This is a genomic window from Actinomadura meyerae (assembly GCF_900188445.1).
GTDB lineage: Bacteria > Actinomycetota > Actinomycetes > Streptosporangiales > Streptosporangiaceae > Spirillospora > Spirillospora meyerae.
Window position 1 is genome coordinate 1 of record NZ_FZOR01000023.1, and the last position, 26651, is coordinate 26651.

Annotated in this window: 27 protein-coding genes; 12 read left to right on the top strand and 15 right to left on the bottom strand. The window is 71.1% G+C overall.

Annotation, left to right across the window (positions count from 1 at the left end; translation table 11 throughout):
• Positions 1–387: 387 nt before the first annotated feature.
• Genes CHF16_RS22515 through CHF16_RS22525 form a run of 3 tightly spaced genes read right to left on the bottom strand, consistent with a single transcriptional unit; the run spans position 388 to position 1748 of the window.
• Positions 388–630, bottom strand: a complete 243-nt coding sequence (locus CHF16_RS22515) for a DUF397 domain-containing protein (protein ID WP_089328092.1) — start codon at positions 628–630, stop codon at positions 388–390.
• Positions 631–642: 12 nt separating this feature from the next.
• Positions 643–894 carry a DUF397 domain-containing protein gene (locus CHF16_RS22520; protein WP_245869026.1) on the bottom strand — a complete coding sequence of 84 codons (252 nt, stop codon included), beginning with the start codon at positions 892–894 and terminating at the stop codon, positions 643–645.
• Positions 891–1748, bottom strand: a complete 858-nt coding sequence (locus CHF16_RS22525) for a helix-turn-helix domain-containing protein (RefSeq protein WP_089328198.1) — start codon at positions 1746–1748, stop codon at positions 891–893. Before CHF16_RS22525 ends, CHF16_RS22520 begins: the two co-directional genes overlap by 4 nt.
• Positions 1749–1949: 201 nt before the next feature.
• Here CHF16_RS22525 and CHF16_RS22530 point away from each other — a divergent pair, with 201 nt between their 5' ends.
• Positions 1950–2240: a hypothetical protein gene (locus CHF16_RS22530; protein ID WP_089328094.1), complete on the top strand. Its 291-nt coding sequence runs from the start codon at positions 1950–1952 to the stop codon at positions 2238–2240.
• Between the two features lie 48 nt (positions 2241–2288).
• On the opposite strand, the gene CHF16_RS42205 is transcribed toward CHF16_RS22530, so the two are convergent.
• From CHF16_RS42205 to CHF16_RS22540, 3 genes are all read right to left on the bottom strand, one after another.
• Positions 2289–2756 (bottom strand): hypothetical protein, encoded by a 468-nt coding sequence (locus CHF16_RS42205; protein ID WP_425427505.1) that lies wholly within the window; start codon positions 2754–2756, stop codon positions 2289–2291.
• Positions 2645–2878 carry a hypothetical protein gene (locus CHF16_RS41495; RefSeq protein ID WP_245869029.1) on the bottom strand — a complete coding sequence of 78 codons (234 nt, stop codon included), beginning with the start codon at positions 2876–2878 and terminating at the stop codon, positions 2645–2647. The genes CHF16_RS42205 and CHF16_RS41495 overlap by 112 nt, the downstream gene beginning before the upstream one ends.
• A gap of 353 nt (positions 2879–3231) precedes the next feature.
• Positions 3232–4422 carry an NAD(P)-dependent malic enzyme gene (locus CHF16_RS22540; RefSeq protein ID WP_089328095.1) on the bottom strand — a complete coding sequence of 397 codons (1191 nt, stop codon included), beginning with the start codon at positions 4420–4422 and terminating at the stop codon, positions 3232–3234.
• A 357-nt stretch (positions 4423–4779) separates the two neighbouring features.
• On the opposite strand from CHF16_RS22540, the gene CHF16_RS22545 reads away from it, so the two are divergent.
• The 3 genes from CHF16_RS22545 (at position 4780) to CHF16_RS22555 (ending at position 7425) form a co-directional block, all read left to right on the top strand.
• The gene (locus tag CHF16_RS22545; RefSeq protein ID WP_089328096.1) at positions 4780–5685 is read left to right on the top strand and encodes an ABC transporter substrate-binding protein; all 906 of its coding nucleotides are present in this window, start codon (positions 4780–4782) and stop codon (positions 5683–5685) included.
• 4 nt (positions 5686–5689) lie between these two features.
• Positions 5690–6601 carry an amino acid ABC transporter permease gene (locus tag CHF16_RS22550; RefSeq protein ID WP_089328097.1) on the top strand — a complete coding sequence of 304 codons (912 nt, stop codon included), beginning with the start codon at positions 5690–5692 and terminating at the stop codon, positions 6599–6601.
• Positions 6602–6672: 71 nt separating this feature from the next.
• The gene (locus tag CHF16_RS22555; RefSeq protein WP_089328200.1) at positions 6673–7425 is read left to right on the top strand and encodes an amino acid ABC transporter ATP-binding protein; all 753 of its coding nucleotides are present in this window, start codon (positions 6673–6675) and stop codon (positions 7423–7425) included.
• Between the two features lie 41 nt (positions 7426–7466).
• Here CHF16_RS22555 and CHF16_RS22560 read toward each other — a convergent pair whose 3' ends face one another.
• Positions 7467–8063 carry a hypothetical protein gene (locus CHF16_RS22560; protein WP_143228092.1) on the bottom strand — a complete coding sequence of 199 codons (597 nt, stop codon included), beginning with the start codon at positions 8061–8063 and terminating at the stop codon, positions 7467–7469.
• An 89-nt stretch (positions 8064–8152) separates the two neighbouring features.
• Here CHF16_RS22560 and CHF16_RS22565 point away from each other — a divergent pair, with 89 nt between their 5' ends.
• The gene (locus CHF16_RS22565; protein ID WP_089328099.1) at positions 8153–9121 is read left to right on the top strand and encodes a zinc-binding dehydrogenase; all 969 of its coding nucleotides are present in this window, start codon (positions 8153–8155) and stop codon (positions 9119–9121) included.
• Positions 9122–9302: 181 nt separating this feature from the next.
• Here the strand turns inward: CHF16_RS22565 and CHF16_RS22570 are convergent, their stop codons facing one another.
• The 6 genes from CHF16_RS22570 to CHF16_RS22595 all read right to left on the bottom strand — a co-directional run bounded on the left by CHF16_RS22570 (position 9303) and on the right by CHF16_RS22595 (position 17007).
• Positions 9303–10028 (bottom strand): PadR family transcriptional regulator, encoded by a 726-nt coding sequence (locus tag CHF16_RS22570; RefSeq protein ID WP_089328100.1) that lies wholly within the window; start codon positions 10026–10028, stop codon positions 9303–9305.
• A 3-nt stretch (positions 10029–10031) separates the two neighbouring features.
• On the bottom strand, positions 10032–10853 hold the full coding sequence (locus CHF16_RS22575) for a DUF4097 family beta strand repeat-containing protein (protein WP_089328101.1): 822 nt from the start codon (positions 10851–10853) through the stop codon (positions 10032–10034).
• Positions 10854–10948: 95 nt separating this feature from the next.
• A complete protein-coding gene (locus tag CHF16_RS22580) occupies positions 10949–11173 on the bottom strand; it encodes a DUF6104 family protein (protein ID WP_089328102.1) in 225 nt (74 codons plus the stop codon).
• Positions 11174–11265: 92 nt separating this feature from the next.
• The gene (locus CHF16_RS22585; RefSeq protein ID WP_089328103.1) at positions 11266–14973 is read right to left on the bottom strand and encodes a multifunctional oxoglutarate decarboxylase/oxoglutarate dehydrogenase thiamine pyrophosphate-binding subunit/dihydrolipoyllysine-residue succinyltransferase subunit; all 3708 of its coding nucleotides are present in this window, start codon (positions 14971–14973) and stop codon (positions 11266–11268) included.
• Between the two features lie 393 nt (positions 14974–15366).
• Positions 15367–16038 carry an AIM24 family protein gene (locus tag CHF16_RS22590; RefSeq protein WP_089328104.1) on the bottom strand — a complete coding sequence of 224 codons (672 nt, stop codon included), beginning with the start codon at positions 16036–16038 and terminating at the stop codon, positions 15367–15369.
• 60 nt (positions 16039–16098) lie between these two features.
• Entirely contained in the window at positions 16099–17007 is a 909-nt protein-coding gene (locus tag CHF16_RS22595) for a glutathione S-transferase family protein (protein ID WP_089328105.1), read from the bottom strand.
• A gap of 148 nt (positions 17008–17155) precedes the next feature.
• On the opposite strand from CHF16_RS22595, the gene CHF16_RS22600 reads away from it, so the two are divergent.
• Entirely contained in the window at positions 17156–17833 is a 678-nt protein-coding gene (locus CHF16_RS22600) for a DedA family protein (protein ID WP_089328106.1), read from the top strand.
• 20 nt (positions 17834–17853) lie between these two features.
• On the opposite strand, the gene CHF16_RS22605 is transcribed toward CHF16_RS22600, so the two are convergent.
• Positions 17854–18921 carry an NAD(P)H-dependent amine dehydrogenase family protein gene (locus CHF16_RS22605; RefSeq protein ID WP_089328107.1) on the bottom strand — a complete coding sequence of 356 codons (1068 nt, stop codon included), beginning with the start codon at positions 18919–18921 and terminating at the stop codon, positions 17854–17856.
• 211 nt (positions 18922–19132) lie between these two features.
• Here CHF16_RS22605 and CHF16_RS22610 point away from each other — a divergent pair, with 211 nt between their 5' ends.
• Together CHF16_RS22610 and CHF16_RS22615 are read left to right on the top strand one after the other, a co-directional pair.
• Complete coding sequence (locus CHF16_RS22610) at positions 19133–20035, top strand: SDR family oxidoreductase (RefSeq protein WP_089328108.1); 903 nt, start codon at positions 19133–19135, stop codon at positions 20033–20035.
• Between the two features lie 4 nt (positions 20036–20039).
• A complete protein-coding gene (locus CHF16_RS22615) occupies positions 20040–20837 on the top strand; it encodes an enoyl-CoA hydratase/isomerase family protein (protein ID WP_089328109.1) in 798 nt (265 codons plus the stop codon).
• 459 nt (positions 20838–21296) lie between these two features.
• On the opposite strand, the gene CHF16_RS22620 is transcribed toward CHF16_RS22615, so the two are convergent.
• Entirely contained in the window at positions 21297–22139 is an 843-nt protein-coding gene (locus CHF16_RS22620) for a sirohydrochlorin chelatase (protein WP_143228093.1), read from the bottom strand.
• Positions 22140–22516: 377 nt separating this feature from the next.
• Here CHF16_RS22620 and CHF16_RS22625 point away from each other — a divergent pair, with 377 nt between their 5' ends.
• From CHF16_RS22625 to CHF16_RS22640, 4 genes are read left to right on the top strand one after another with little or no spacing between them, the layout of a single operon-like run.
• Positions 22517–25063 carry a nitrate- and nitrite sensing domain-containing protein gene (locus CHF16_RS22625; protein ID WP_089328111.1) on the top strand — a complete coding sequence of 849 codons (2547 nt, stop codon included), beginning with the start codon at positions 22517–22519 and terminating at the stop codon, positions 25061–25063.
• On the top strand, positions 25060–25512 hold the full coding sequence (locus CHF16_RS22630) for a roadblock/LC7 domain-containing protein (protein WP_425427506.1): 453 nt from the start codon (positions 25060–25062) through the stop codon (positions 25510–25512). The genes CHF16_RS22625 and CHF16_RS22630 overlap by 4 nt, the downstream gene beginning before the upstream one ends.
• A gap of 13 nt (positions 25513–25525) precedes the next feature.
• Positions 25526–25906 carry a DUF742 domain-containing protein gene (locus CHF16_RS22635; protein ID WP_089328112.1) on the top strand — a complete coding sequence of 127 codons (381 nt, stop codon included), beginning with the start codon at positions 25526–25528 and terminating at the stop codon, positions 25904–25906.
• Positions 25887–26576: a GTP-binding protein gene (locus CHF16_RS22640; protein ID WP_089328113.1), complete on the top strand. Its 690-nt coding sequence runs from the start codon at positions 25887–25889 to the stop codon at positions 26574–26576. The genes CHF16_RS22635 and CHF16_RS22640 overlap by 20 nt, the downstream gene beginning before the upstream one ends.
• Positions 26577–26651: the final 75 nt, after the last annotated feature.

Sequence of the window (26651 nt, forward strand, 5' to 3'; positions counted from 1 at the left end):
GCACCCGCCCGCCAGAGGCCACCGCAACCGACCACCAGCAGCAACCACACCATTCCGGTAAAAGACCACCGCAACCAGGACCAACAACAGAACACGCGCTGGTGTTCTGCATTTGAACCCGTTAAGTAAATCTGTGCTGAGCCGTGGCGGGGTGAGGTGGAACCGAAGGGGTCGTGCCGGTGACCTCGGTCGAGCGGGCGGAGTCGGAGCGTGGGGTGCGGGCGGTGGCCTGGACACAGGCGTATGCATTGCGGTGCTGGATCGTGCTGGCTTGCGCTCAGCCCGGGTGTGCTTCAAGCGCATGTGGCCGAGCCGGGCGTCTCGCCGTCGGCGGGTCACCAAGTGGCGCACGAGGTTCATCGAGCACCGGCAAGCGGGCGCAGAACACTAGTCGAAGAAGTCGAATTCGTTGTTGCGGACGCCGGCGAGGAAGGCTTCCCATTCGGTGCGGGTGTAGATGATGACTTCGGCGTCGGGGCGGTGGCTGTGTCGGACGGCGACGCGGTCGGTCCCGTCCGCAAGTGGCCCGGCCTCGACGCAGTTCCCGCCATTATTGGGGCTGTAGCTGCTGATGTGCCAGGCGACGCGGGATCGCTCCCGCGCTCCAGGGGGACGCTCGGGTTCAGGCATGGCTGTGCCCTGTCATGTAGTGAAGAAGTCGAATTCGTTGTTGCGGACGCCGGCGAGGAAGGCTTCCCATTCGGCGCGGGTGTAGATGATGACTTCGGCGTCGGGGCGGTGGCTGTGTCGGACGGCGACGCGGTCGGTCCCGTCCGCAAGTGGCCCGGCCTCGACGCAGTTCCCGCCGCCGTTGGGGCTGAAGCTGCTGATGTGCCACGCGATGTGGGATCGCTCCTGCGGCCCGAGGGCGCCCTGGGGGTCAGATGTGTTCACGTTTCGTCCTCTCCGATCGCCGAGATCACCTCGATGGATTCGGCTGGCTCGAGAGCCATAGCTCGATGACCATCGTAAGCACGGATGAATCGGCATATGTCGGGTGCCTCAGTGTAGATGGCGCCCGCCAGAGTTTCTGTGTAGGCGACCTCCGGGAACGGCTCCGGCATCTGGAAGATCTCGAAGGATCCGTAGACGCTCGCCAGTGCCCCGGCCGAGAGTGGAAGCACCCTGATCTCGACCGTGGGCAGGGCCGCAAGCTCCGTGAGCAGGGCGAGTTGACCCTTCATGACGTCCCGCGCCCCTATCCTTCGCCTGAGCACCGACTCGTCGAGGATCACGGAAAGCTTTGGCGGGTCCTCCCTGTGCAGTATCTGCTGGCGAGTCATGCGGAGCTCGTGCCAGCGCCGCACCTGCTCGGGAGTGGCATTGGGCTCGTCCAGACGGATCGCACGCTCGGCGTAAGCAGGCGTTTGCAGCAGGCCGGGCACGACGACTGATGCATATGAGCGGATGTGGCAGGCGCGTGACTCGAGCCAGACGTAATCGATCAAAGATCCGGTCACGTCGCCCGCGTAGCCGTCCCACCAGCCTTTCTGCCATACGTCTTTGCTGAGGTTGAGAAGCTTCTGGCGGAGAGTCGGATCCGAGACGCCGTAGAGATCGAGAAGGGCGAGCAGGTCGGGCCGCCGTATGGGGTAGAAACCCGTCTCGTACCGGCTGACGGTCCCGGTGTCACGTTGCAGGTACTCGGCGGCGTCCTTGAGTAGGACGCCTTTGCTGTCGCGCAATTCGCGGAGTTGCTGGCCTAGCCATTGGGAGCGCAGGGTTCCCGCCCGAGGTGTGCCCGCCATCGCGTATGTCCTCTCCGGCATCGAAAAGATCAAGAGCAAACTGCCACAGGCAACTTGTCACAAGCTTGGCGCAGTGACATTATACGCAGAGTGCAAGGTTCGATGCGGAGAGTCGCAAAGATCTTTGATCTTAGAGGCCGGGACGGATCAACGCTTGGCGGCACGTCCGTCCCGGCCCGGGGCTCGGAAGGGAGTATCCGGATGGATGACGTCCACGAATCCGAACTAACGCCTGTCTACCACGCGGAGGTGGCGGAGTGGGCCGTGGCGCTCGGCGGTGGGGTGGCGCCCCGGCTGTTCGCGCTGGTGCGCGACGAGTCGGGTGAGGACGATACGGCCGTGGAGGAGATCCTGGCCTACGGGATCGCTCTGCCGGACGGTTCCGCCGCCACCGTGCCGCTGAGCGGGCGGGGGTTCGGGCGCTGGCTCACCCCGGAGAGCGCCTCAGATCGGACGTCCGCGGCGTTGGTCTGGCTGTCGCCGGGGCCGTGATCGAGGACGCGTGCAGCCCCGAAATCCCTGCGGGTTTCGGGGCATGGTCTAGGTGCTGGGAGCCAGGAAGACGTTCTGGCCGGTTCGGGTGACGGTGATGCGGAGCCTGCGAAGTGCGTCGGGCGCGCGCTCTGCGCGGAGCACTGATTGCGGCTGCTTCTGATCTCGCAGCGGCATTAAGAACGTGGCGCCTGCCGCGCGTCCGGTGGCGGTTCCTTTTGTGACCGTGAGCATCAGGAGCGCGCCCGGGCATTCGGGGCCCGAGTAGGGGAGCACGATGCGGCCTCCGTCGCGAGTCTGCTCGACCCACGTGTAGGGGACCGTGCGGGCCGCCGCCGTCACGATCACCCGGTCGAGGGGCGCCCGCTCGGGGACGCCCTGTTCAACTCCGCAGCGTCGATCATCTACCGCATTACGGGGAGGGCCGAGGACGAGGAGGTCGGCCAGAGCAGGCCGTTCGCGTCCTGGTCGACCTGGGTGACCACCGACTCCTCGCCTGCGACGTGCTCCGCCCACAGCTCCGGATCGTCCGCACGATCGAGCGGCTGGAGTTGCTCGCCCTCGGGCCGTATCCAGATCCGCTCCGGGATGAAGTCGGCCCTGTTCGCGGCTACCCGAGACCGGTGCAGAGTGGACACGGTCACCTCCTTCTGCGTCCCGGATCCATTGTTGGCGTGCGGGTGTCCGGTGTCCTCTGCTTGCTCGGTTCATGGTGTCCCGACAGCCACGGATCTCGGTGCCGCTGGAGGGCGAGGGGACGATCACAGCGGAGGGCATGCCGGCTTCCGCCTGGTCCACTGGGGCCGTCGGGCACAGGGCCCGGCTGGACGGCCTGCGTGTCGAGGGGTGCGAGGCCGTGCGGGAGCAGGCGGCGGAGTACGGGAGGCAAGCCCGTGCGTTCGTGTCGGGGGCGGTCGACGGTGCCGGGGCGGAGACGCCATGACGGCCCGGGGCCTTTGCTCTGGGTGGGAGCGCGGGCCCCGGGACTGCCTCAGATGCGGTTGACGCCCTCGCGGCGGGCCTGGTCGGCGACCGCGGCGGTGACGGCCGGGGCGACCCGGTCGTCGAAGGGGTTCGGGATGATGTAGTCGGCGTTCAGGTCGTCGCCGACGATGTCGGCCAGGGCGTTCGCCGCGGCCAGCTTCATGCCCTCGGTGATGCTGTGGGCGCGGACGTCCAGCGCGCCGCGGAAGATGCCCGGGAACGCCAGCACGTTGTTGATCTGGTTCGGGAAGTCGCTGCGGCCGGTCGCGACGACCTTGGCGTGCCGGCGGGCGACCTCGGGGTGGACCTCGGGGGTCGGGTTGGAGAGCGCGAACACGATCGCGTTCTCCGACATCGTGGCGACGCACGACTCGTGGACGGTGCTGCCGGACAGGCCGATGAACACGTCGGCGCCGCGCAGCGCCTCCTCGGTGGAGCCCTTGAGGTGCGACCGGTTCGTGATCGCGGCGATGCGCTCCTTCACCGGGTTGAGGCCGTCGCGGCCCTCGTGGATGAGGCCCTTGCTGTCGGACAGCGCGATGTCGCCGATGCCGCCCTCGATCAGCATCTTGGAGACGGCGATGCCGGACGCGCCGGCGCCGGCGACGACCGCGCGCAGCTCCGACAGCGGCTTGCCGACGAAGCGGGCCGCGTTCTTCAGCGCGGCGAGCGCGACGATCGCGGTGCCGTGCTGGTCGTCGTGGAAGACGGGGATGTCGAGCGCGGCGCGCAGCCGGTCCTCGATCTCGAAGCAGCGGGGGGCGCTGATGTCCTCCAGGTTGATGCCGCCGAAGCTCGGCGCCATCCGGGTCACGGTGTCGACGATCTCGTCCACGTCGGTGCAGCTCAGCGCGATCGGCACCGAGTCGACGTCGGCGAACTCCTTGAACAGCAGGGACTTGCCCTCCATGACCGGCATGGACGCGGCGGGGCCGATGTCGCCGAGGCCGAGCACGGCGGTGCCGTCGGTGACGACGGCGACGACCTTGGACGTCCAGGTGTAGTCGTAGGCCAGGTCGGGGTTGTCGGCGATGGCGGTGCACACCCGGGCGACGCCCGGGGTGTACGCGAGCGAAAGATCGTCCTTGTTCCGGACCGGGATGGTCGACCGCATCTCCAGCTTCCCGCCGCGGTGCAGCGGGAAGGCCGGATCGTCCTCCAGCGAGGGCGGTTCGGTGGGAATGGGCTGAGCAGCCACAGCGACCCCTGTCAGTGAAAGTTGGCTTTCTTGTGATGCCGCCGCGGTGGTGGTGTGTGGTGGCCTCACCTGGTGGTCATCTCGCGACGTACGGGGGTCACCCGTTGTCCGATTGTGCCACACGGGGTCCCGGCCGCCCGGTGGCCGGGGTGGGTGTTGACCGTCACGTGACGGTTGCCACATGTAGCGCCCTGGTAGCACACCGTGGGCGGAGAAGGGGTGGACATGCCCTTTGGGCGCTACCTCGTTGCGTGATTGTTTCGCACCCTTTATCCAGATCAGGGGGGTTGTACGCCAAACTGTGCACCTGACCTTCGGATCTACACGGATCCGACGAAACGATCTGGAGGGGGACCAGTGACCACCGGTTCTCTGCGCCGTCGCCTTGTCGCGGCGAGCGCGCTCGTGCTGGGCGGCGCGCTCGCCCTGTCCGCATGCGGCGACAGTGACGACTCCGGCGACTCCGGCGCGGCCGCGAACACGAGCGCGGACAGCAAGCTCGCGGCCATGGTCCCGGACGCCATCAAGAGCGACGGCAAGATCTCCATCGGCACCGACGCGTCCTACCCGCCCAACGAGTCGGTCGACCCGGCGTCGCAGAAGATCGTCGGCTGGGACATCCAGCTGTTCGACGCCGTCGCGGCCAAGCTCGGCCTGAAGACCGAGTACCACAACGCGGGCTTCGACACGATCATCCCGGGCGTCCAGTCCGGCAAGTACGAGGCCGGTGTCTCCTCCTTCACCGACACCAAGGAGCGCGAGCAGGCCGTCGACTTCGTCACCTACTACTCGGCGGGGACGGCCTGGGCGGCGCTGAAGGGCAACCCCAAGGGCGTCAACCCCGACGACGCCTGCGGCAAGAGCATCGGCGTCCAGCAGGGCACGGTGCAGGTCGACGACCTCACGGCGCGCAGCAAGAAGTGCACCGACGCGGGCAAGCCGGCCATCAAGCAGGTCGTCCGCAAGCAGCAGACCGAGGTCAACAACGACCTGGTCGCCGGCAAGATCGACGCGATGGCGGCGGACTCGCCGATCGTCGGCGGCGCGGCCAAGACGACCGGCAAGCTGGAGATCATCGGCCAGGTCTACGACACCGCGCCCTACGGCTACACCTTCGGCAAGAACTCCGGCCAGTTCAAGGAGGCCGTGCAGGCCGCGCTGAAGGCGCTCATCGCCGACGGCACCTACAAGAAGATCCTCACCGACAACGGCGTGGAGAGCGGCGCGATCACCGAGCCGGCGATCAACGCGGCGCAGAGCTGATCGAATGACGGTCGACACCGACGTCGAGAAGGGACGGCCCGAGGCGATCCGGGCCGTCCCCGTCCGTCATCCCGGCCGCTGGGCCGCCGCGGCGGTCGTGCTCGTACTGATCGCGATGTTCGTCCACTTCCTGTTCACCAGCGACGCGCTGGACTGGGCGGAGCAGCGGAAGTACATCTTCTCCATCGCGGTGCTGAAGGGCGTCCGCAACACGATCCTGCTCACGCTGGCCGCGATGCTGGGCGGCGTGCTGATCGGCACCGTCCTCGCGCTGATGCGGCTGTCGCCCAACCCGCTGCTGCGCGGCTCGTCCTGGTTCTACCTGTGGTTCTTCCGCGGGACGCCGCTGTACACGCAGTTGCTCGTCTGGGGCGCGATCGGGTCGCTGTTCCCGACCGTCGGTATCGGCATCCCGTTCGGGCCGGAGTTCCACACCTGGCAGACGCAGTCGCTCGTCACCGCCATGATCGCCGCGGGGCTCGGGCTCATCCTCAACGAGGCCGCCTACATGGCGGAGATCATCCGGGCCGGGATCCTGTCGGTGGACGAGGGGCAGCAGGAGGCGGCGAGCGCGCTCGGCATGTCCCGGATGCAGACCATGGGGCGGATCGTGCTGCCGCAGGCGATGCGGGTCATCATCCCGCCGACCGGCAACGAGGCGCTCTCCATGATGAAGAACACCTCGCTGGTCGCGGCGATCCCGTTCTCCGAACTGACGTTCACCGCGCAGACCATCTACGCCAGCACCTACAAGATCATTCCGATGCTGGTGATGGCGTGCCTGTGGTACCTGCTGCTGTCCTCGCTGATGATGGTGGGCCAGCACTACCTGGAGCGCCACTTCAGCCGCGGGGTCGGCAGGGCGGTGTCGCGCGAGCCCAGGCGCCGCTTCCGGGGCGGAGGCGGCGGCCAGTGAGCGGAGGGAAGGACATCGTGAGCAGCTCCCTCTCCACGGAGCCCGACCGGGCGCCCGAGAGCGGCGGCCTGATGGTCAAGGCCGAGAACGTGCACAAGTCCTTCGGCCGCCTGGAGGTGCTGAAGGGCATCGACCTGGAGGTGCGGCAGGGCGAGGTGATGTGCGTCGTGGGGCCGTCCGGGTCGGGCAAGTCGACGTTCCTGCGCTGCATCAACCACCTGGAGAAGATCAACGCGGGCAGGCTGTGGGTGAACGGCCACCTGGTCGGCTACCGCGAGTCCGGCGGCAAGCTCTACGAGCTGCGCGACAAGGAGGTGGCCGCGCAGCGCCGCGAGATCGGCATGGTGTTCCAGCGCTTCAACCTCTTCCCCCACAAGACGGCGCTGGACAACGTCATGGGCGCCCCGATGTGGGTCAAGAAGCTTCCGAAGGACCAGGTCAAGCGGCAGGCCCTCGAACTGCTCGAGCGCGTCGGCCTCGCCGACAAAGCGCAGAGCTACCCGGCGCAGCTGTCCGGCGGGCAGCAGCAGCGGGTCGCGATCGCGCGGGCGCTGGCCATGGAGCCCGCGCTGATGCTGTTCGACGAGCCGACGTCCGCGCTGGACCCCGAGCTCGTCGGCGAGGTGCTGGAGACGATGAAGCAGCTCGCGCTCGACGGTATGACCATGGTCGTGGTCACCCACGAGATGGGGTTCGCCCGCGAGGTCGGGGACTCCCTGGTCTTCATGGACGGCGGCGTGGTCGTCGAGGAGGGCACGCCCCGCGACGTCCTGACCAACCCGCAGCACCCCCGCACCCAGGACTTCCTCTCCAAGGTGCTCTAGCTCCCCGTTGGAGATGGGCGCTGTTGCGGCCTCGGCGCGGTTCAGCCGCCCGCGAAGAACGACACCACTTCGCGGGTCGGCTCCCCTCCCTCGGGCTGGACGAGCAGCGGGACGCGCTGTCGCCGGGGCACGAACAGGAAGCCGGGGAACGGCGTGTCGTGGCCGGGGCACGCGCTGAACGTGATCGCGTGGTCGGCCTCCGCCGGGGTGCGGGCGGCGCTCGCGGCGTCGGCGTAGAGGAGGCCCGCGGCCTCCCGGTACTCGTCCGGGACCGACAGCGTGGCCGTCTTCCCGGCGCGCACCACCACGCCCACCTTGTACCGGCCGCCGGAGCCGTGACCGGCGGGGTCGGCGTCCGCCCAGCCGCGCAGGCCCGGGATGATCAGCGGCTCCACGACCAGATCGTCCGGGCCGGTCTTGACGGGACCGGAGCGCTCCCCGGGGAACGAGGCGTTGCGGTTCGCGCAGTTCATGACCCGCGGGTTGGCGAGGCTGCCCGGCGCGGCCGCGGGACGCGACGGTGACGCGGCGGGGCGTTCCGGGGACGGCGCCGCGGTGGGACGGTCGCCGCCGTCCGCCTGGCCGGTGCAGGCCGATGTGAGCACCAGGCCCGTGAGGAGCAGCGTTCGCAATCGCATGGGCGCATTGTCGCGGAGCGCCCGTCCCTCCGGAAGGGGCGGCGGGCCCCGCTGGCGGAGCCGCGGCCCGGCACGGCTAGTGTCGGTTCATGTTCGCTGTCACGGCCACGCAGATCGACGCAGACAATCCGCTGAACGGGCTGACGCTGGGGGAGCGGCCCGAACCCGAGGTACCGGACGGCTGGACGACCGTCACGGTGAAGGCCGCCGCGCTCAACCACCACGACCTGTGGTCGCTGAAGGGCGTCGGCCTGCCCGCCGACCGGCTCCCGATGATCCTCGGCTGCGACGCGGCCGGGGTGGACGAGGACGGCAACGAGGTCATCGTCCACTCGGTGATCGGCGATCCGGAGCGGGGCGGCGGCGACGAGACCCTCGACCCGAAGCGGTCGCTGCTGTCGGAGGTCCACCAGGGGACGCTCGCGGAGAAGGTCGCGGTGCCGCGCCGCAACCTCGTCCCCAAGCCCGCCGAGCTGTCGTTCGAGGAGGCGGCCTGCCTGCCGACGGCCTGGCTGACCGCCTACCGGATGCTGTTCGACAAGGCGGAGCTCCAGCCCGGCTCGTCGGTGCTGGTGCAGGGCGCCGGCGGCGGGGTCGCGACGGCCGCGATCGCGCTGGCGTCCGCCGCCGGGTACCGGGTCTACGCGACGAGCCGGAGCGAGGCCAAGCGCAAGCGGGCGCAGGAGCTCGGCGCGGACGCCGTGTTCGAGACGGGCGCGCGGCTGCCGGAGCGGGTGGACGCCGTCATCGAGACCGTCGGGCAGGCGACCTGGTCGCACTCGCTGAAGTCGCTGCGGCCGGGCGGCCGGATCGTGGTGTCCGGCGCCACCAGCGGCCAGGTGCCGCCGGCGGAGCTGAACCGGGTGTTCTTCCTGCAGCTGTCGGTGGTCGGCAGCACCATGGGCACGCGGGCGCAGCTGGAGCGGCTCGCCCGCTTCCTGGTCAAGACCGGCACGAGGCCGCTGATCGACCGGACGCTGCCGCTGAGCGAGGCCCGGGAGGGGTTCGCCGCCATGGCGGAGGGCGACCTCTTCGGGAAGATCATCTTCACGCCGTGAGGCGCGAGCCGTGACCGGGAGCCGCGACCGGGAGCCGTGACCGGAGGCCGTGGCCGGGGTCCGGCCCGGTCACGGCCATCCGATGCGGCCAGCGGGTCGTGGCCAGCGGGGCATGGCCAGCGGGGCATGGCCAGTAGGTCGTGGCCAGTAGGTCGTGGCCAGTGGGGGCATGGCCGCCGGGTCAGTGCTTGCCGCGGTGGAACACCTCGTCGCGCAGCCGCTGCCGCGCCTCGTCCAGGACGGCCTGCGCGGCGGCGAGGCCCTCGTCGTCCAGACCGCTCTTCTTCGCCGACTTGCGGACGTCCTCGACGAACTTGCGGAGCAGGCGCTCCAGCTTGAGGCGGGCGATGTCCTCGCGGGTGCCGGTCGCCGTCTTCCAGGCGTCGTCCCAGTTCTGCCGCCACTCCTCCTTCCACGCCTGCGTCTGCTCGCGCCAGTACTCCTTCTGGCGGCGCCACTCGTCCTTCTGGCGCTCGGTGGTCTCCTTCCACGCGTCCTTGGACGTGGCCTTGCCCTGGTCGCGCATCGTCCGCGCGGCCTGGGTCAGCTCCTCGCGCAGCGTCCGGACGGTCTGCCGGACGTCCTCCTGCACGCCGCGCGCGAACTCCTGCGCCGAGGCGGAGATCTCCTCCTCCAGCTCGGCCAGCTCGTCCATCCGGCGCTCCAGCTCCTCGCGGCCCTTGTCGGTCAGCGAGTACACCTTCTTGCCCTTGACGACCTCGTGGGTGACCAGGCCCTCGGACTCCAGCCGGGCCAGCCGCGGGTAGATCGTGCCGGGGGAGGGCGAGTAGACCCCGAGGAACCGGTCCTGGAGCAGCCGGATCACCTCGTAGCCGTGCCGGGGGCTCTCCTCCAGCAGCTTCAGCAGGTACAGCCGCAGCCTGCCGTGGCCGAAAACGGGGCTCACGTCTCACTTCTCCATTCGGGGGCCGGTGGTGATCTCCGGGTCGTCGCGGCCGAGCAGGGTGATGGCGCCGGACACGGTGTTGACCGCCAGCCGGCCGCCGCCGTCGCCGAGCTTGCCGGACACGCTCTGCGCGAGCGTGCCCTCCTGCCGGCCGAGTTCGGGGAACGACGTCTTGATCCGGCCGGCGGGCGAGCTGAGCGAGACCTGCGCGCCGGTCGACTCGGGGACGCGCAGCGCCACCTCCCCGGACACCGTGTTCACCTCGAGCGTGCCGTCGGCGCCGAGGTCGAGGTCGGCGGTGATGCGGCCGCTGACCGTGCGGGCGCCGAGCCGCTCGACGGTGGCGCCGGCGAGGGCCAGGTCACCGGAGACGGAGGTGAACGAGACCGTCCCGTCCAGGCCCTGCGCCTCGATCACACCGGACACGGTGTTGGCGTCGATCGCGCCGGCCACCCCGTCCAGCGTCACGTCGCCGGAGGCGCTCTTGATGGACGTGCGGGCCGTCATCCCGGTCACGACGGCGTCCGCGGACACGAGGTTCAGCGAGACCGGGCAGTCGTGCGGGACGGTCACCGTGATCGCGGCGCGCGCCTTGCGGGTGCGCAGCCACGACAGCATGCCCTCGAACAGCTTCTCGTGGGTGAGGGTCAGCATCCCGGCCTCGTGGGTGACCATCAGCGGCGGGCCCTCGACGTCGCCGACCATGACGGACGGGCGCTCGTCGGAGGCGAGTACCGACACGCTGCCCGCGATCAGCGTGACGCGCAGCGCGACCACGCCGTCGAAGTCCAGGGAGGTGGGTTCCTCGATCGTCCAGCGCGACATCGCGACGCCCTTCGTCCGGCTCCATCGACAGTAAACACGATATGTCGCGTCGCCGGAAAGTCAAGACATATCGTGTTCGCGGCGAGCCTTATGCGTCAGTCGTCGTCATCGTCGTCATCGTCGTCATCGTCGTCATCGTCGTCATCGTCGTCCAGGTCGTCCAGCCTCGCCAGCCAGGTGGCGAGGCGGTCCACCGGGGTCTCGAACTCCGGGTTCAGGTCGACGAACTCGCGGAGCCGCTCGGCCAGCCACGTCAGGCTGACCTCCTCCGCGCCGCGCCGGTCCGTCAGCTCCTCGATGCCGCGATCGGTGAAGTACATGGGCTGGTGGTCTTCCTCCCGCGCTTTCCGCCATCGGGACGCCGAGGGCTCCGGCGCGGTGCACCGGAGCCCTCGGGTCTGCGTCGTCCCGCCTACTTCCGCTCGCCGAACAGCCGCGCCAGCAGCGCCTCCTGCTCGGCCTGGTGCAGCTTCGCCGACCCCACGGCCGGGGACGAGGACGCCGGGCGCGACACCCGCGACATCTTCAGCCCCTCGATGTGGTGCGGCAGCTTCAGCGCCATGAACGGCCAGGCGCCCATGTTCGCGGGCTCGTCCTGCACCCACACGACCTCGGCGTCCGACGGGTACTTGGCCAGCTCGGCCTTGATCTCGTCGACCGGCGGCGGGTACAGCCGCTCCACCCGGACCACCGCGGTGTCGTTCGCGCCCGCCGACTGCCGGGCCTTCACCACGTCGTAGTAGATCTTGCCGGTGGTGAGCAGCACCCGCTTCACGCCCGCCGGGTCGATCGCCGGGTCGCTCTCCGGGATCACCGGCTCGAACGCGCCGCCGGTGAACTTCTCGACCGGCGACGTCGCCGCCTTCAGCCGCAGCAGCGACTTCGGCGTGAACACCACCAGCGGCTTGTTCCGGCCCGACAGCACCTGCCAGCGCAGCAGGTGGAAGTAGTTCGCCGGCGTGGTCGGGTACACCACGGTCATGTTGTCCTGCGCGCACAGCTGCAGGTACCGCTCGATCCGCGCGGACGAGTGGTCGGGCCCCTGGCCCTCGTAGCCGTGCGGCAGCAGCAGCACGACGCCGGAGTGCTGGCCCCACTTCTGCTCGCCGGAGGAGATGTACTCGTCCACCACCGACTGGGCGCCGTTGGCGAAGTCGCCGAACTGCGCCTCCCAGCAGACCAGCGCGTCCGGGCGGGTCATCGAGTAGCCGTACTCGAAGCCCATCGCCGCGTACTCGCTGAGCAGCGAGTCGTGCACGTAGAACTTCGAGACGCCCTGCCCGAACTGCTTGAGCGGCGTGTACTCCTCGCCGGTCTTGCGGTCCACGAGCACCGCGTGCCGCTGCCCGAACGTGCCGCGCCGGGTGTCCTGCCCGACGAGCCGCACCGGGCGGCCGTCGATCAGCAGCGAGCCCATCGCCAGCAGCTCACCGGTCGCCCAGTCGATCGCGTCGTCCTCGATCATCTGGGCGCGGCGCTGCAGGATCGGCTGGAGCCGCGGGTGCGGGGTGAAGCCCTCCGGCAGGCTGACCTGCGTCTCGATGATCCGCTTGACGGTCTCCTGCGGGATCGCCGTCCCGGCCTTGCCGTGGTCGATCGGGATGCGCTCCTCGACGTCCGGCTTGACGACCGAGCCCGGCTCCAGCGGCTTCTTCACCGCCTCCCGGGTCTCGGTGAAGGCCCGTTCCAGCTGCTCCTGGTAGTCGCGGAGCGCCTGCTCGGCCTCCTCCACCGTGATGTCGCCGCGGCCGATCAGCGCCTCGGTGTAGAGCTTGCGCACCGAGCGCTTCGCGTCGATCAGGTCGTACATCAGCGGCTGCGTGAACGAGGGGTTCTCGCCCTCGTTGTGGCCGCGCCGCCGGTAGCAGACCATGTCGATGACGACGTCCTTCTTGAACGTCTGCCGGTACTCGAACGCCAGCCGCGCCACCCGCGCGCACGCCTCCGGGTCGTCGCCGTTGACGTGGAAGATCGGCGCCTGGATCATCCGCGCGACGTCGGTCGCGTAGACGCTGGAGCGCGAGTACTCCGGCGCGGTGGTGAAGCCGACCTGGTTGTTGATGATGACGTGCACGGTGCCGCCGGTGCGGTACCCGCGCAGCTGCGACAGGTTCAGCGTCTCGGCCACCACGCCCTGCCCGGCGAACGCGGCGTCGCCGTGGATCAGCACCGGCAGCACGGTGAAGCCGGCCTCGCCGACGTCGAGGATGTCCTGCTTGGCGCGGACGACGCCCTCCAGCACCGGGTCGACCGTCTCCAGGTGGGACGGGTTCGCGACCAGCTCGCAGTGGATCTTCGAGCCGTCGCTCGCCACGAAGTCGCCGGACGCGCCGAGGTGGTACTTCACGTCGCCGGAGCCCTGCGCGCTGCGCGGGTCGAGGTTGCCCTCGAACTCGCCGAAGATCTGCCCGTAGGACTTGCCGACGATGTTCGCCAGCACGTTCAGCCGGCCGCGGTGCGCCATCCCGATGACGACCTCGTCCAGGCTGGCCTTCGCCGCCGCCGAGATCACCGAGTCCAGCAGCGGGATGACCGACTCGCCGCCCTCCAGCGAGAACCGCTTCTGCCCGACGAACTTCGTCTGCAGGAACGTCTCGAACGCCTCGGCGCTGTTCAGCCGGCGCAGCACGTGCAGCTGCTCCTCGCGCGACGGCTTGTCGTGCGGGACCTCCACGCGCTCCTGGATCCAGGCGCGCTCCTCCGGGTCCTGGATGTGCATGTACTCGATGCCGACCGTCCGGCAGTACGCCATCCGCAGCACGCCGAGGATGTCGCGCAGCTTCATCGTCGGCTTGCCGCCGAACCCGCCCGTCGCGAACTCGCGCTCCAGGTCCCACAGGGTGAGGCCGTGCTTGAGGATGTCGAGGTCGGGGTGCCGGCGCTGCTTGTACTCCAGCGGGTCGGTGTCGGCCATCAGGTGGCCGCGGACCCGGTAGGCGTGGATCAGCTCGTGCACGCGGGCGACCTTGGCGACGTCGTCCTCGTGCGTGGCGGAGATGTCCTTGACCCAGCGCACCGGCTCGTACGGGATGCGCAGCGCCTCGAAGATCTCGTCGTAGAAGCCGTCCTCGCCGAGCAGCAGCTCGTGGATGCGGCGCAGGAAGTCGCCGGACTGCGCGCCCTGGATGATCCGGTGGTCGTAGGTGGAGGTCAGCGTCATGACCTTGCTGATCCCCATGCGCGACAGCGTCTCGCCGGACGCGCCGGCGAACTCGGCGGGGTACTCCATCGCGCCCACGCCGATGATCGTGCCCTGGCCCGGCATCAGCCGCGGCACCGAGTGCACCGTGCCGATCGTGCCCGGGTTCGTCAGGCTGATCGTGGTGCCCTGGAAGTCCTCCAGGGTGAGCTTGCCGCCGCGGGCCTTGCGGACGATCTCCTCGTAGGCGGCCCAGAACTGGCGGAAGTCCAGCGTCTCGGCGGCCTTGATGCTCGGCACGACGAGCTGCCGCGAGCCGTCGCCCTTCTGCAGGTCGATCGCCAGCCCGAAGTTGACGTGCTCCGGCCGGATGAGCACCGGCTTGCCGTCCACCTCGGTGAACGCGGCGTTCATCTCCGGCATCGCCGCGAGCGCCTTGACGATCGCGTACCCGATCAGGTGCGTGAACGAGACCTTGCCGCCGCGCCCGCGCTTCAGGTGGTTGTTGATGACGATGCGGTTGTCGATGAGCAGCTTCGCCGGGACGGCCCGCACGCTCGTCGCCGTCGGCACGGCGAGGCTGGCCTCCATGTTGGTGGCCGTCCGGGCCGCGACACCGCGCAGCCGGACCTCCTCCGCGCCCGCCGGCACCGGCGGGGGCGCGGGCTTGTCCGCCGCCTTCGGCGCCGGCTTCGCGGGAGCCGAAGGCGGCGCCGCCGGGCGCTGCGGTGTCGGCGGAGCGGCCGCGGTGCCGTTCGCGGCCGTGCGGGCCGCGCTCTCGGTCGGCGCCTGGGGGGACGCGGGGGTCGCGGACGCGGGCCGGCTGTCCGGCTGGTAGTCCGCGAAGAAGTTCCACCAGGCTTCGTCAACGGAGTTCGGATCTTCGAGGTACTTCTGGTACAGCTCGTCGACCAGCCACTCGTTGGCGCCGAAATCTGTGATCTTTGGGTCGGCACTTGTTTGCGACGACTCTGTCGACACGGCGGAGATCGCCCTCTTCCGCAGCTCGCAGGTGAGTTCTGAGACGCACCCCAGGCTACCGTGTTTATTGCCTTGCCCTCGGCGGTCGGCGCCTGGGGCGCCTCCCTTCAGCGGGCAAGGCGCGCGATCGCTGTGTTGATTGCTCCGCCCTCGGCGGTCGGCGCTGGCGCGCCTTCCTTCCACGGGCGAAGCGGCGATCGCTGCATCGCTCCGGCTCGCCTTGCGGCTCGCTTCGCGATCAGGTTCTCGCTTCGCTCGAACCTGGCTTCGCACGCGATCGCACCGTTTCGGTCGCTGCCGCCTCGGGTTACGGACGGTCTGGTTGCCGTCTGTGCGTGGTGCCGTGGTGGCTGGGGTTGGTGGTGCTGGGGTGGTGCGGGTCAGGTGGGTGTGTCAGTGGGTGTGGGGGGCCACCGTGGGGCCCTCGCTGGCCTGGATCAGGACGAAGCCCTGGCCCTGGTAGGCGAGCTGCATGGCCTCACCGCTGCCCCGGCCGATGAGCGCGCCGGCCTTGAAGGTGCGGTTGACGCCCACCTGGAGGCTGGTGCTCCATGCGACGGCGGACTGGCCGTCGGCGAACGTGGGGGCGCGGCCGCAGTCGAGCATGACGGGCGTGCCGTGCGTGGTGAGCGCCACCCAGCCGGTGCCCTGCAGCGTGGTGTTGAACAGGCCCCCGGCGGCGATGCCCGCGCCCTGGACGCGCTGGATGTCGGACTGCAGGTGCGAGTCGTAGGCGAGGATGTTCTTGCCGTTGACCGTGATGCCCTCGTTCTCCAGGTAGAACAGGTGGATGTCGTCCGCGTCGTTCGCGACGAACAGCAGGCCCTGCCCCTTCACGCGCATCAGCGGGACGCCCTCACCGGTCAGGGCCTTCTTCATGAACTTGCCGATGCCGCCCGCGCCCTCGTAGTCGAACTCCATCTGGCCCTGGAACGCGACCATGGAACCCTGCCGGGCCAGGACGTCCCCGTTCAGGTGGACCCGGAGCATCTTGGAGTTCTGGAGCGCGAAGTGGCCGGGAAGCTGCTGGCCCTGGTCGAGGTTGCCGAAGAACTGGCTGCGCATGGTCGGGCATGCCTTTCGTGCGGATTGGTGGAGATCCGCCAGCATAACGAGGCGACGGGGTCAGCGGTTCCGGTCGTGGGGCGCGGTCCAGTCGATGGCCGGGCCCTTGGGGACCACGCCGGACGGGTTGATGTTGCGCTGCGTCACGTAGTAGTGGCGCTTGATGTGGTCGAAGTTCGTCGTCTCGCCGAACGCGGGGATCGAGTACAGGTCGCGCGCGTAGCCCCACAGGTTCGGGTAGTCGGCGATCCGGCGCAGGTTGCATTTGAAGTGGCCGTGGTAGACGGCGTCGAACCGGGCCAGGGTCGGGTACAGCCGGACGTCGGCCTCGGTGACGGCGTCGCCGAACAGGTAGCGGCTCGTGGAGAGGCGCTCCTCCAGCCGGTCGAGGGTGTCGAAGAGGGCGTCGAACGCCTCCTCGTAGGCGTCCTGGGAGGTGGCGAACCCCGCCTTGTAGACGCCGTTGTTGACCGTCCGGTAGACGAGGTCGTTCAGCTCGTCGATCTGCGGGCGGAGCGCCTCGGGGTACAGGTCGGGCGCGCCGGCCCGGTGCAGGGCGGTGAACTCGGTCTCGAACGTGGTCGTGATGTTCGGGAAGTCGTTGGTGACCAGCCGCTCGGTCCGGGTGTCCCAGATGCACGGGACGGTGTAGCGGCCCTGGAAGGACGGGTCCGTCGACAGGTACAGCTCGGACAGGAACACCGCACCGGTCACGGGGTCGCGGTCGGGGAACCGCCAGCCCCGCTCGTCCCGGATGGGGTCGACGACGGCGACGCTGATCGCGTCCTCCAGGCCGAGGAGGCGGCGGACGATCAGGGTGCGCTGCGCCCACGGGCAGGCGTAGGAGACGAACAGCCGGTACCGGCCGGGCTCGGCCGGGTAGCCGGACGAGCCGTCCGCGGTGATCCGGTCGGTGAACCGGTTGGCCTGCCGGACGAACCGGCCTCCCTCGACCTCCTGCACGCTCACGGCGCCTCCTCCGAAAAGCCGATGGGCCGGGGCGGATCCTCGTCCTCACGGCCGGTTCGGGGACGTGTCCCCGCGGCTACCATAACCGTCGGTGGCCGGCGCGAAACGGCCGCGACCTGTCCAGGCGCACACGAGATGGCGGGGGTCCATGCTCGAACAGTTCAACGCCCTGGTGGACGGCCTGCCGCCCGCGACGGTCTACCTGATCATCGCCGCGCTGGTGTTCGCCGAGGCGGCGCTCTTCGTCGGGTTCGTGTTCCCCGGCGAGACCGCGATCGTCGTCGGCGGGGTGCTCGCCAGCCAGGACGTGCTGTCGCTGCCGGTGCTGCTGATCATCGCGGTGGTCGCGGCGGTCGCGGGCGACTCGGTCGGCTACGAGATCGGCCGCAAGTACGGGCCGCGGCTGCTGGACGTCAAGATCATGCGAAAACACCGCGCGAAGGTCGCGGGCGCGCAGGACCTGATCCGCCGCCGGGGCGCGTTCGCGGTGTTCATCGGGCGCTTCACCGCGCTGCTGCGGGCGCTGATGCCGGCGCTGGCGGGCAGCTCGAAGCTGCCGTATCCGAAGTTCCTGCTGTTCAACGTCATCGGCGGCGTGGTCTGGGTGGTGACGTTCACGCTCGGCGGCTACTTCGCGGGCGCGGCGTTCGAGCACGCGGCGAAGCTGGCGGGCCGGGGCCTCGCGATCGGGCTCGCGGTGGCGGCGGTCGTGGGGCTGGCGGTGTGGAGCGTCCGCAAGCGCCGCAAGGAGGCCGCGGAGGAGGCCCGCGCCGAGGCCGCGGAGGCCGGGGCGGGAGAGGTCGAGCCCGCGCGGCCGCTGCCGTAGGGCTCGGGTGCGGGCGGGGCTCAGATGTGCATCCGGCCGCTGATCATCGGCAGGTCGAGGTAGGTGCGGATCCCGGGTTCGGCGGCGCACACCGCGGGGACGGAGTTCAGCGCGTGCGCGGACGCGGCGGAGATCACGTCGGTGGCCCAGTCCTGGTCGACCGCGAGCGTCAGCGCGGGGCGGCCGTCCACCCGCAGCGAGTAGCCGGGGCGGCCCCAGTCGTCCGGCATCCGGGCGGCGTCGGCCTTGTGCACCACCTCGACGGTGATCACGGGGCGGCCGGCGGCGATCCCGCTGAACGTCCAGCGCGCCGCGGCGACGGTGCCGCGCGGGATCGGCCCGGCGGCGGTGGCGAGGTCGGTGCCGGCGAGCCGGTAGTCCGCGTCCACGTCGATCTCGTCGAGGTCGACGCCGAGCCCGGCCGCGACGAGGTGCAGGCTCTCGGAGAACTGCGCGCGCATCGCCGCGCGGGTCGGCCGCAGCGCGCGCTGGTACGCCTCCTCGGTCTTGCCGAAGCCGAGCATCTCGTGGACCATCCGCCACGACGGGTGCCGGGCGAAGTCGGAGCACTCGCGGGCGTAGACGTGGGTGATGCGGCGCGACAGCCGCGACAGCACGAGCGGCATGACGTCGGCCATGAAGCCGCCGCTGATGCCGCTGCCGTGCACGGACGTCCCGCCCCGCTTGCACGCCTGCTCCAGTTCGCCGACGTACTGGGGGCCGTGGGCGTGCGGGTACACCAGCCCGCTGAGCGAGATCAGGTTCTTGCCGGACGCCAGCAGCGCGCAGATCGTGTCGAGCTCGGCGAACCGGTCGTGCACGGGGCTCGGGGCGTAGATGACGCAGTCGGCGTCCAGCGCGAGGATGTCGGCGATGTCGCGGGTCGCGGCCAGCCCGATCGGGGCGCGGCCCGCGAGGGCCCCGGCGTCGGCGCCGTCCTTGGCGGGGCTGTGCACCCAGACGCCGGCGAGCTCCATGTCGTCGCGGTCGAGGACGCCCCTGATCGCGCTGCGTCCGATCGCGCCCGTCGCCCATTGCACGATGCGGTAGGGGCGGCGGCCGGTGCCCGGCGCGGCGGCGGCGATCATCGGGTCGGGACCTCCGTTGCTCCTCGCGGCTTCGCTGGAGACTACGCGCTGGCTCCGGCGAATTGCGGCATTCAACGCAACTTCCCTCGCTCTCATCGTACGCGGGGACGACCCCGGTGCGGCGCGGCCGAGCGAGATTCGGTTTAGTGGTACCACTCGGTGGCCCCGGATGGTTGTCTGGTGGCCAGGTCTCGATGTGAGGGAGATGCGAATGTCGGAACTGCGCTACGACGGCCGGGTCGCGGTCGTGACCGGGGCCGGCCACGGCCTCGGCCGCCGGCACGCCCTGGAGCTCGCCGCGCGCGGCGCCAAGGTCGTCGTCAACGACCTCGGCGGCGACCGGTCCGGTGTCGGCGCCTCCGCGGGCCCCGCCCAGGAGGTCGTGGACGAGATCAAGAAGAACGGCGGCGAGGCCGTCGCGAACCCAGACAACGTCGCGACCCCCGAGGGCGCGCAGGCCGTCGTGCAGACCGCGCTGGACGCGTTCGGCAAGGTCGACATCGTCATCAACAACGCGGGCATCCTGCGCGACAAGTCGTTCAAGAACATGTCCGTCGAGGAGTTCGACGCGGTCATCGCCGTCCACCTGCGCGGCTCGTTCCTGGTGTCCAGCGCCGCGTGGTCGCACCTGCGGGAGCAGGGCTACGGCCGGATCGTGAACACCTCGTCCCCGGCGGGCCTGTTCGGCAACTTCGGCCAGGCCAACTACTCCACCGCCAAGATGGGCCTGGTCGGCTTCACCAAGACCCTCGCCCAGGAGGGCGCGAAGTACAACATCAAGGCCAACGCGATCGCCCCGGTGGCGTGGACGCGGATGACCGAGGACCTGCTGCCCGCCGACTTCGCGGACAAGCTCGGCGTCGACCAGGTGACGCCGCTCGTCGCGTGGCTGGTGCACGAGTCCAACGAGGACTCCGGCGAGGTCTACACCGTCGGCGGCGGCCGGATCGCGAAGATCTTCGTCGCGGAGGGCCCCGGCTACGGCCAGAACTCCACGCTGTCGGTGGAGGACGTCCGGGACAACTGGGCGGCGATCAGCGCGAACGAGCCGCTCACGGTGTTCCGGAACGTGGGCGAGCAGATGGGCCCGCTGATCCAGCAGCTCACCTCCTGAGCCGTTGGGCGGGATCAAGCTCGACCGGCGGGACGGGGTGGTCACGATCACCCTGTCCCGGCCGGAGCGTCTGAACGCCGTCGACGGCGCCCTGACCGAGGAGATGCTCGACGCCCTCAACGAGCTGGCGCGCGACGCGTCCACCCACGTGGTCGTGCTCACCGGCGAGGGCCGCGGGTTCTGCTCGGGCATGGACATCCAGGGCGGCGACCCGGGCGGGGAGAGCGCCGAGGGCCGCGTCCAGCGGCTCTACGGGGGCATCGCGCGCGGCGCGGAGGTCACCGCGCGGCTGCGGGAGATCCCGCAGCCGGTGATCGCGGCGCTGCACGGGCCGGTCGCGGGCATGGGCGTGTCGTGGGCGCTCGCCAGCGACCTGCGGGTCGCCGACCCGACGACCCGGTTCGTCATCCCGTTCACGAACCTCGGCCTGTCGGCCGGCGACTGCGGCCTGTCCTGGCTGCTGCCCCGCCTGGTCGGCCCGGCCAAGGCCGCGGAGCTGTCCTACCGCGCCCAGCGCCTGGACGTGACCCGCGCGAACGAGCTCGGCCTGATCACCGAGATCACCCCGGAGGGCGGTGACCAGGAGGCCGCGCAGGCCCTGGCCGACGAGCTGCTCACCAAGTCCCCGTACGGCCTGCGCCGCACGAAGGAACTGCTCAACGCGTCCCTGGACGCCCCGGGCCTGCGCCGCCAGCTCATGGCGGAGACGGCCGTCCAGACCCTCGCCTTCTTCAGCGAGGACCTCGCGGAGGGCATGACCGCGACCCTGCAGAAGCGCACACCCGATTTCAAGAACCGCTGACGCCCGACAGGCCACGGGCCGGACGACGAAAAGCGCCCAGCGAAGGCCGCCCGGCCCGTGCCGCAATTGTCAGGCGAAGCCCTACAGACCAACAACCCCAGCCCCGGTACGGGTCGGGCGGCCGGAGGGCGCCCAGCGCCCGGAGGCCGCACGGCCCGCCGAGCCGGGCGACCGCAGCGACACGACGAGAGCCTGCACGGTCGTAGGACACCGGCACCGTGGCGTGAGGATCGACCGGCTCGTGACGGGGGTTCCAGGGGGTCGCCCCCCTGGGTTGACGCAGCACGGGTAGGGCCGCGGAGCGAGCGCTAGCGAGCGCGGCGGCCCTGCCCGCCGAGCCGGGCGACCGCAGCGGCACGACGAGAGCCTGCACGGTCGTAGGACACCGGCACCGTGGCGTGAGGATCGACCGGCTCGTGACGGGGGTTCCAGGGGGTCGCCCCCCTGGGTAAACACAGCTCAACCAGCCAGTGCGGACGACAGAGCTTCCACGTAGCGGAGTGCGGCCAGGCGGGCCAGGGCGGGGTGCGCGCCGAGGGGGGCGGAGTGGGCGGCGCCCACGCTGGCGGCGGCGGGCGGGATGAGGGCCGCTTCCGGTTCGGTGCCGATCACGTGGGGGGCCACTGCGATCGACGCGGCGCCCGCCATGCGCAGCTGCTCGGCCGCGGCCTTGACCGACGCCTCGTCGTTGAGGGAGGCGGTGAAGACCGGCGCGGCGAGCCGGGAGGCGAGCAGCACGCTGGTGACCTCGGCCTGCCGTACGGCGGTCGCGTCGCCGGGGGTGGCGACGATGAAGCCGGACGCGGCGGTCACCATGGTCATCAGCCGGATGCGGTCGGCGCGGGCGAGGCCGGCGTCGGCGAGCCGGTCGTGCAGCGCCTCGGCGATGAGCGGGTGCGGGCCGAGCGGCTCGGCGGCGACGGCGCGCACGGGGGCGGCCGCGACGGCGGCGTGCACGGCGCGGTCGAGCGCCGGGTCGGGGCCGGTGGTCAGCGGGACCACGACGGCGGCGAGCTCGTCCTGCTCCTGGCGCAGCCCGGCGAGGACGCCGTGCAGCGGGGCCTCGGCGCCGTCCAGGTGCCCGACGTAGGCGGGCTGGCCGGTGTGCTCTATCTCGACGAGCCGGGCTAGCTCGGCGCCGACCTCGGCGCCGGCCTGCCGGGCGTGCCCGGGCACGGCCAGGACCAGCGTGGGGGAACCGGGGGGCAGCAGGAAGGACTCGTCGCCGCGGTGCCGGCCGCCGCGGGGGGTGCGGCGCCGTCGCGACGGCAGTGCCTCGGATGCCTGGCTTTCGGGACTCACGGCGGGCATCGTAACGCCCTCGGGGCCCGGAGCCCTCCTCCCGTCCCGGCCTCCGTCGTTGCCTGTATGAATCGTGGATCTCCTTTCCGTGCCGGCGCGACGCGAACGGGGGTGGTGCGAGCGTGGTGGCGCGAGCGGTGGTGAAGAAGCAGAGTATGGCGCAATGCCCGCGAGCAACAGGGGGAAATGAAGTAAATTGTCCGGATTTGCCGCTATCTCCTTGCGGAAGCCGCGGCAAGATCACTCCGGTCCCGCGCATCGCCGCAGGTGACGCGGAATGGTGCGGATCCGTCCGAAAGGCGCCAAAGGGGTTGCGGTCTCGTCGCGGGCCGCCTTTATGATCCAGGGACCCTCCACGACGGAACGGTCGAGGTCACATGAAATCCCCCCGTACGCGCTCGATCCGCTCGAAGGTGACGGCGCTGCTGCTCGTGCCGCTGCTGTCGCTGGTGGCGCTGTGGGGGTACGCCGCGAGCGCCACCGGGCGGGACGCGCTCGCCCAGCGCAAGTACCACACACTCGACCGCGTGTTCGGGCCGAGCGGGCAGAGCCTCCTGGTGGAGCTCGGCAAGGAGCGCCAGTCCTCGGCCGTCTTCCTCAGCACCCCGCGCTCCACCCCCGGCGGCGTGCCCGTCACGCTCGTCGCCCAGCGCACGCGCGTCGACAAGGCCGTCGAGAACTTCCGGCGCCAGGCCGCCTCGGACGCGGCGCGCGGCGCCACCACCGAGGAGATGAAGGGCCGCGTCACCGAGGTCCTGCGGGCGCTCGGCGGGCTGGCCGGCCTGCGCTCGGCGGTCGACGGGCGGCTCGTCGACCGGCTGACCGCGATCAACGGCTACAGCACGATGGTGGACGACCTGCACCGGCTGTACGACGGCCTCGTGGTCATCGACGACTCCGGCCTCTACAACTGGATGCTGGCCACCCGGCACGCCGCGCGCGGCATGGAACTGCTCCAGCGCGAGAACGCGCTGATCGCCTCCGCCCTCGTCACCAAGGGCCGGATGACGCCCGCCGAGCACCGGCTGTTCGTCGAGATGACCGGCGAGCAGCGCTGGCAGTGGATCAAGCAGCGCACGCTGCTCGACCCGGTCGTCTACCGGACCGGGACCGCGCCGGTCTTCGCGTCCCGCCGCTACCAGGACTTCAAGGCCATCGAGGACCGCGTCGCCGCCGCCGACCCGCGCAAGCCGCTGCCCGTCGGGGAGGCCGAGTGGCGCCGGACCGCCGACCCGCTCGTGGCGTCGGTCAGCGCGATGGTGCTCGGCAGCTCCAAGGGGGCCGCCGAGCGGGCCGACCGGCTCGGCCGCGACGCCTACGTGCGGCTCGGCGTGGTCGGCGGCCTCGGCCTGCTGGCGATCGCCGCCTCGGTGCTGCTGTCGCTGCGGTTCGCGCGCGGGTTCGTCCGGGAGCTGGTCGGGCTGCACGGCTCCGCCGAGGAACTGGCCGAGCGGCGGCTGCCCGGCGTCGTCGCGCGGCTCAGCCGCAACGAGAGCGTGGACGTCGCCGCCGAGGCGCCGGGCCTGCACGCGGGCGGCACCACCGAGATCGCCCGGCTGGCGGACGCGTTCGCCAAGGTGCAGCGGACCGCCGTCGACGCCGCCGTCGGCCAGGCCGAGCTGCGCGCCGGCGTCAGCCGCATCTTCCTCAACATCGCCCGCCGCAACCAGTCGCTCCTGCACCGCCAGCTCACGATGCTGGACGGCCTGGAGAGCCGCGCCGAGGCCGACGACCTGGAAGACCTGTTCCGCATCGACCACCTCACCACCCGCATGCGGCGGCACGCGGAGAGCCTGATCATCCTGTCCGGCGCCACGCCGGGCCGCGGCTGGCGGCGGCCGGTGCGGCTCACCGACGTGCTGCGCGCCGCCGTGTCGGAGATCGAGGACTACACCCGCGTGACCGTGCTCACCGACTCCGAGGACGGACTGGTCGGCGCCGCCGTCACCGACGTCGTGCACCTGCTGGCCGAGCTGATCGAGAACGCCGCCGTGTTCTCGCCGCCGAACACCGAGGTGCGCGTCAAGGCCGAGCGGGTCGGCAACGGGTTCGCCGTCGAGATCGAGGACCGCGGGCTCGGCGTCCGGCCGGAGCTGCTCGCCGAGGCGAACCGGCGGCTCGCCGAACCGCCGGACTACGACCTCGTCGACACCGACCAGCTCGGCTTGTTCGTCGTCGCGCGCCTCGCGGCCCGGCACGGCATCGCCGTGACGCTGCAGCGGTCCCCGTACGGCGGCGTGACGGCGGTCGTCCTGCTGCCGCACGATCTGGTCGTCCCGGCGGAGCAGATGGAGGCGGGCTCGGCCGAGGCGTCCCCCCTCGACACCGCCACCGACGGCGAGCCGGGTGCGGCCCTGGTGCCGAGGCCCCGGTCCGAGGCCGTCGTCCCGCTGCGCGAGGCGCCTCCGGCGGAGGCGGGGCTGACGGACGCGGGGCTGGCGGACGCGGGGCCCGCGGAGCCGGTGGAGGCGCCGCCCGCGCTGCCCCGGCTCACCGGCCCGTGGGGCGACCCGGCCCGGCCGGTGCTCGCGGCGCCGCCGCGCAGCGCCCCGAACCCCTGGTCGGATGATGCCGCCGTGGGCGGGACCATGGGCGAGACCGCTGCGGGAGACGCCGCCGGGGAGCCCGCGGAGGGCGGGACGGACGGCGGCATCGACGGCGGCACCGAGACTGGCGCGGACGCCGGCGACGACGACTGGCGGCCCGCGGGGACCCATGCGGGGCTGCCCCGCCGGGTCAGGCAGAAGAACCTGGCACCGCAGCTGCGCAAGCGGCCCGCGCCGCGTCCCGCGGCGCAGGCCGGGGCGGGCGTGTCCGGGGGCGTCGCACGCTCCCCGGAGGAGGCGCGCTCGCTGATGGCATCGATTCAGCAGGGTTGGCGGCGCGGCCGCGCGACGGATGTGGGGGATGAGGAAACCCGATGATGCACAACACCGCGACCGGTGAACTGAACTGGCTGCTCAACGACTTCGCCGAGCGGGTGACCACGGTGCGGCAGGCGGTGATCCTGTCCCGGGACGGGCTGGCCGTCGCCGCCTCGAACGAGCTGGCCCGCGAGGACGCCGAGCACCTGTCCGCGCTGGCGTCCGGGGTGCAGAGCCTCGCGCGCGGCGCGGGCCGGCACTTCGCGGGCGGCAACGTCCGGCAGACCATCATCGAGATGGACGCGCTGCTGCTGTTCGTGACCGCCGCGGGCGACGGCACCTGCCTCGCCGTGCTCGCCGAGGCGGAGGCCGACGCCGGCCTCGTCGCCTACGAGATGGCGGTGCTGGTCAAGCGGGTCGGCCAGCACCTGCAGGCGGGCCCGAGGTTCGGCGCGGACGCGCCCGGCGCGGACTTCGGCGCCGGAGGGCCCGCGCCACGGGTCTACTGAGGGCCGCCGACCCATGGACCCGTCGGCAGAGCGGTGGCTGGACCGGGACGCCGGCCCGGTCGTGCGCCCGTACGCGCGGACCCGGGGCCGCACCCGCCCCGGCGGCCCCGGCTTCGAGCTGATCGCGGTGGTCGCCGCGACCGGCGTCCCGGCCGGGGACCGGCTGCGCTACCGCCCCGACCACGCCCGGGTGCTGCGCCGCTGCGCCGCGCCCGTCCCGGTCGTCGACCTCGCCAGCGACCTCGGGCTGCCGATCGGCGTCGTCCGCGTGCTGCTCGGCGACCTGCGGGACGAGGGGCTCGTCGCGGTGGTCGCCGAGGCGCGCTCCGCCGCGGGCCGCCGCCCGCCGGCCGGGGTGCTGAGGGAGGTGCTCAATGGCCTCCGAGCACTTTGACCGGGCGCCCTTTGAGGGAACTCGCGAGGGGGCGGTGCCGGAGGTCCGGCCGCCGATCACCACGAAGATCCTCATCGCGGGCGGGTTCGGCGCCGGCAAGACCACCATGGTCGGCTCGATCAGCGAGATCCGGCCGCTGCACACCGAGGAGCCGCTGACCGACCGCGGCGCCGGAGTCGACGACGTGTCGGGGGTCGGCGCCAAGTCGACCACGACCGTCGCCATGGACTTCGGCCGCATCACCCTCTCGGACCACCTGCTGCTCTACCTGTTCGGCACGCCCGGCCAGGAGCGGTTCTGGTTCATGTGGGACGAGCTGGCGGCCGGTGCGATCGGCGCCGTGGTGATCGCCGACACCCGCCGGCTGGCGGGCAGCTTCCCGGCCGTCGACTACTTCGAGCGCCGGGGCATCCCGTTCGTCGTCGCGGTGAACTGCTTCGACGGGATCCGCACGCACCCCGCCGAGGACATCGCGATCGCGCTCGACCTCGACCCCGGCGTCCCGGTGGTGCTGTGCGACGTCCGCCGCCGCGAGTCGTCCAAGGAGGTGCTCGTCGCGCTGATGGAGCACGTGCTGAGCTGGCCCGACGACGAGCCCGACGCCGAGCCCGACAACGAGGAGGTGGCGGACGGTGATCGGTTGCGCGATCATCGTGAACCCGCGACGTAGTAGGCTCCCGCACACCCCCGTACTCCACGCATCGGGAGGTTTCCCCCGCATGTACCGCCCCGCCCCCCAATGCCA

Bases quoted from the DNA above. Each gene is read 5' to 3' on its own strand.
- CHF16_RS22525 (WP_089328198.1), bottom strand. From the start codon at position 1,748: ATGGCGGGCACACCTCGGGCGGGAACCCTGCGCTCCCAATGGCTAGGC.
- CHF16_RS22625 (WP_089328111.1), top strand. From the start codon at position 22,517: ATGAAATCCCCCCGTACGCGCTCGATCCGCTCGAAGGTGACGGCGCTG.
- CHF16_RS22640 (WP_089328113.1), top strand. From the start codon at position 25,887: ATGGCCTCCGAGCACTTTGACCGGGCGCCCTTTGAGGGAACTCGCGAG.
- CHF16_RS22530 (WP_089328094.1), top strand. From the start codon at position 1,950: ATGGATGACGTCCACGAATCCGAACTAACGCCTGTCTACCACGCGGAG.
- CHF16_RS22605 (WP_089328107.1), bottom strand. From the start codon at position 18,921: ATGATCGCCGCCGCCGCGCCGGGCACCGGCCGCCGCCCCTACCGCATC.
- CHF16_RS22575 (WP_089328101.1), bottom strand. From the start codon at position 10,853: ATGTCGCGCTGGACGATCGAGGAACCCACCTCCCTGGACTTCGACGGC.
- CHF16_RS22550 (WP_089328097.1), top strand. From the start codon at position 5,690: ATGACGGTCGACACCGACGTCGAGAAGGGACGGCCCGAGGCGATCCGG.
- CHF16_RS22515 (WP_089328092.1), bottom strand. From the start codon at position 630: ATGCCTGAACCCGAGCGTCCCCCTGGAGCGCGGGAGCGATCCCGCGTC.
- CHF16_RS22600 (WP_089328106.1), top strand. From the start codon at position 17,156: ATGCTCGAACAGTTCAACGCCCTGGTGGACGGCCTGCCGCCCGCGACG.
- CHF16_RS22635 (WP_089328112.1), top strand. From the start codon at position 25,526: ATGGACCCGTCGGCAGAGCGGTGGCTGGACCGGGACGCCGGCCCGGTC.
- CHF16_RS22560 (WP_143228092.1), bottom strand. From the start codon at position 8,063: ATGCGATTGCGAACGCTGCTCCTCACGGGCCTGGTGCTCACATCGGCC.
- CHF16_RS22610 (WP_089328108.1), top strand. From the start codon at position 19,133: ATGTCGGAACTGCGCTACGACGGCCGGGTCGCGGTCGTGACCGGGGCC.
- CHF16_RS22630 (WP_425427506.1), top strand. From the start codon at position 25,060: ATGATGCACAACACCGCGACCGGTGAACTGAACTGGCTGCTCAACGAC.
- CHF16_RS22580 (WP_089328102.1), bottom strand. From the start codon at position 11,173: ATGTACTTCACCGATCGCGGCATCGAGGAGCTGACGGACCGGCGCGGC.
- CHF16_RS22555 (WP_089328200.1), top strand. From the start codon at position 6,673: ATGGTCAAGGCCGAGAACGTGCACAAGTCCTTCGGCCGCCTGGAGGTG.
- CHF16_RS22565 (WP_089328099.1), top strand. From the start codon at position 8,153: ATGTTCGCTGTCACGGCCACGCAGATCGACGCAGACAATCCGCTGAAC.
- CHF16_RS22590 (WP_089328104.1), bottom strand. From the start codon at position 16,038: ATGCGCAGCCAGTTCTTCGGCAACCTCGACCAGGGCCAGCAGCTTCCC.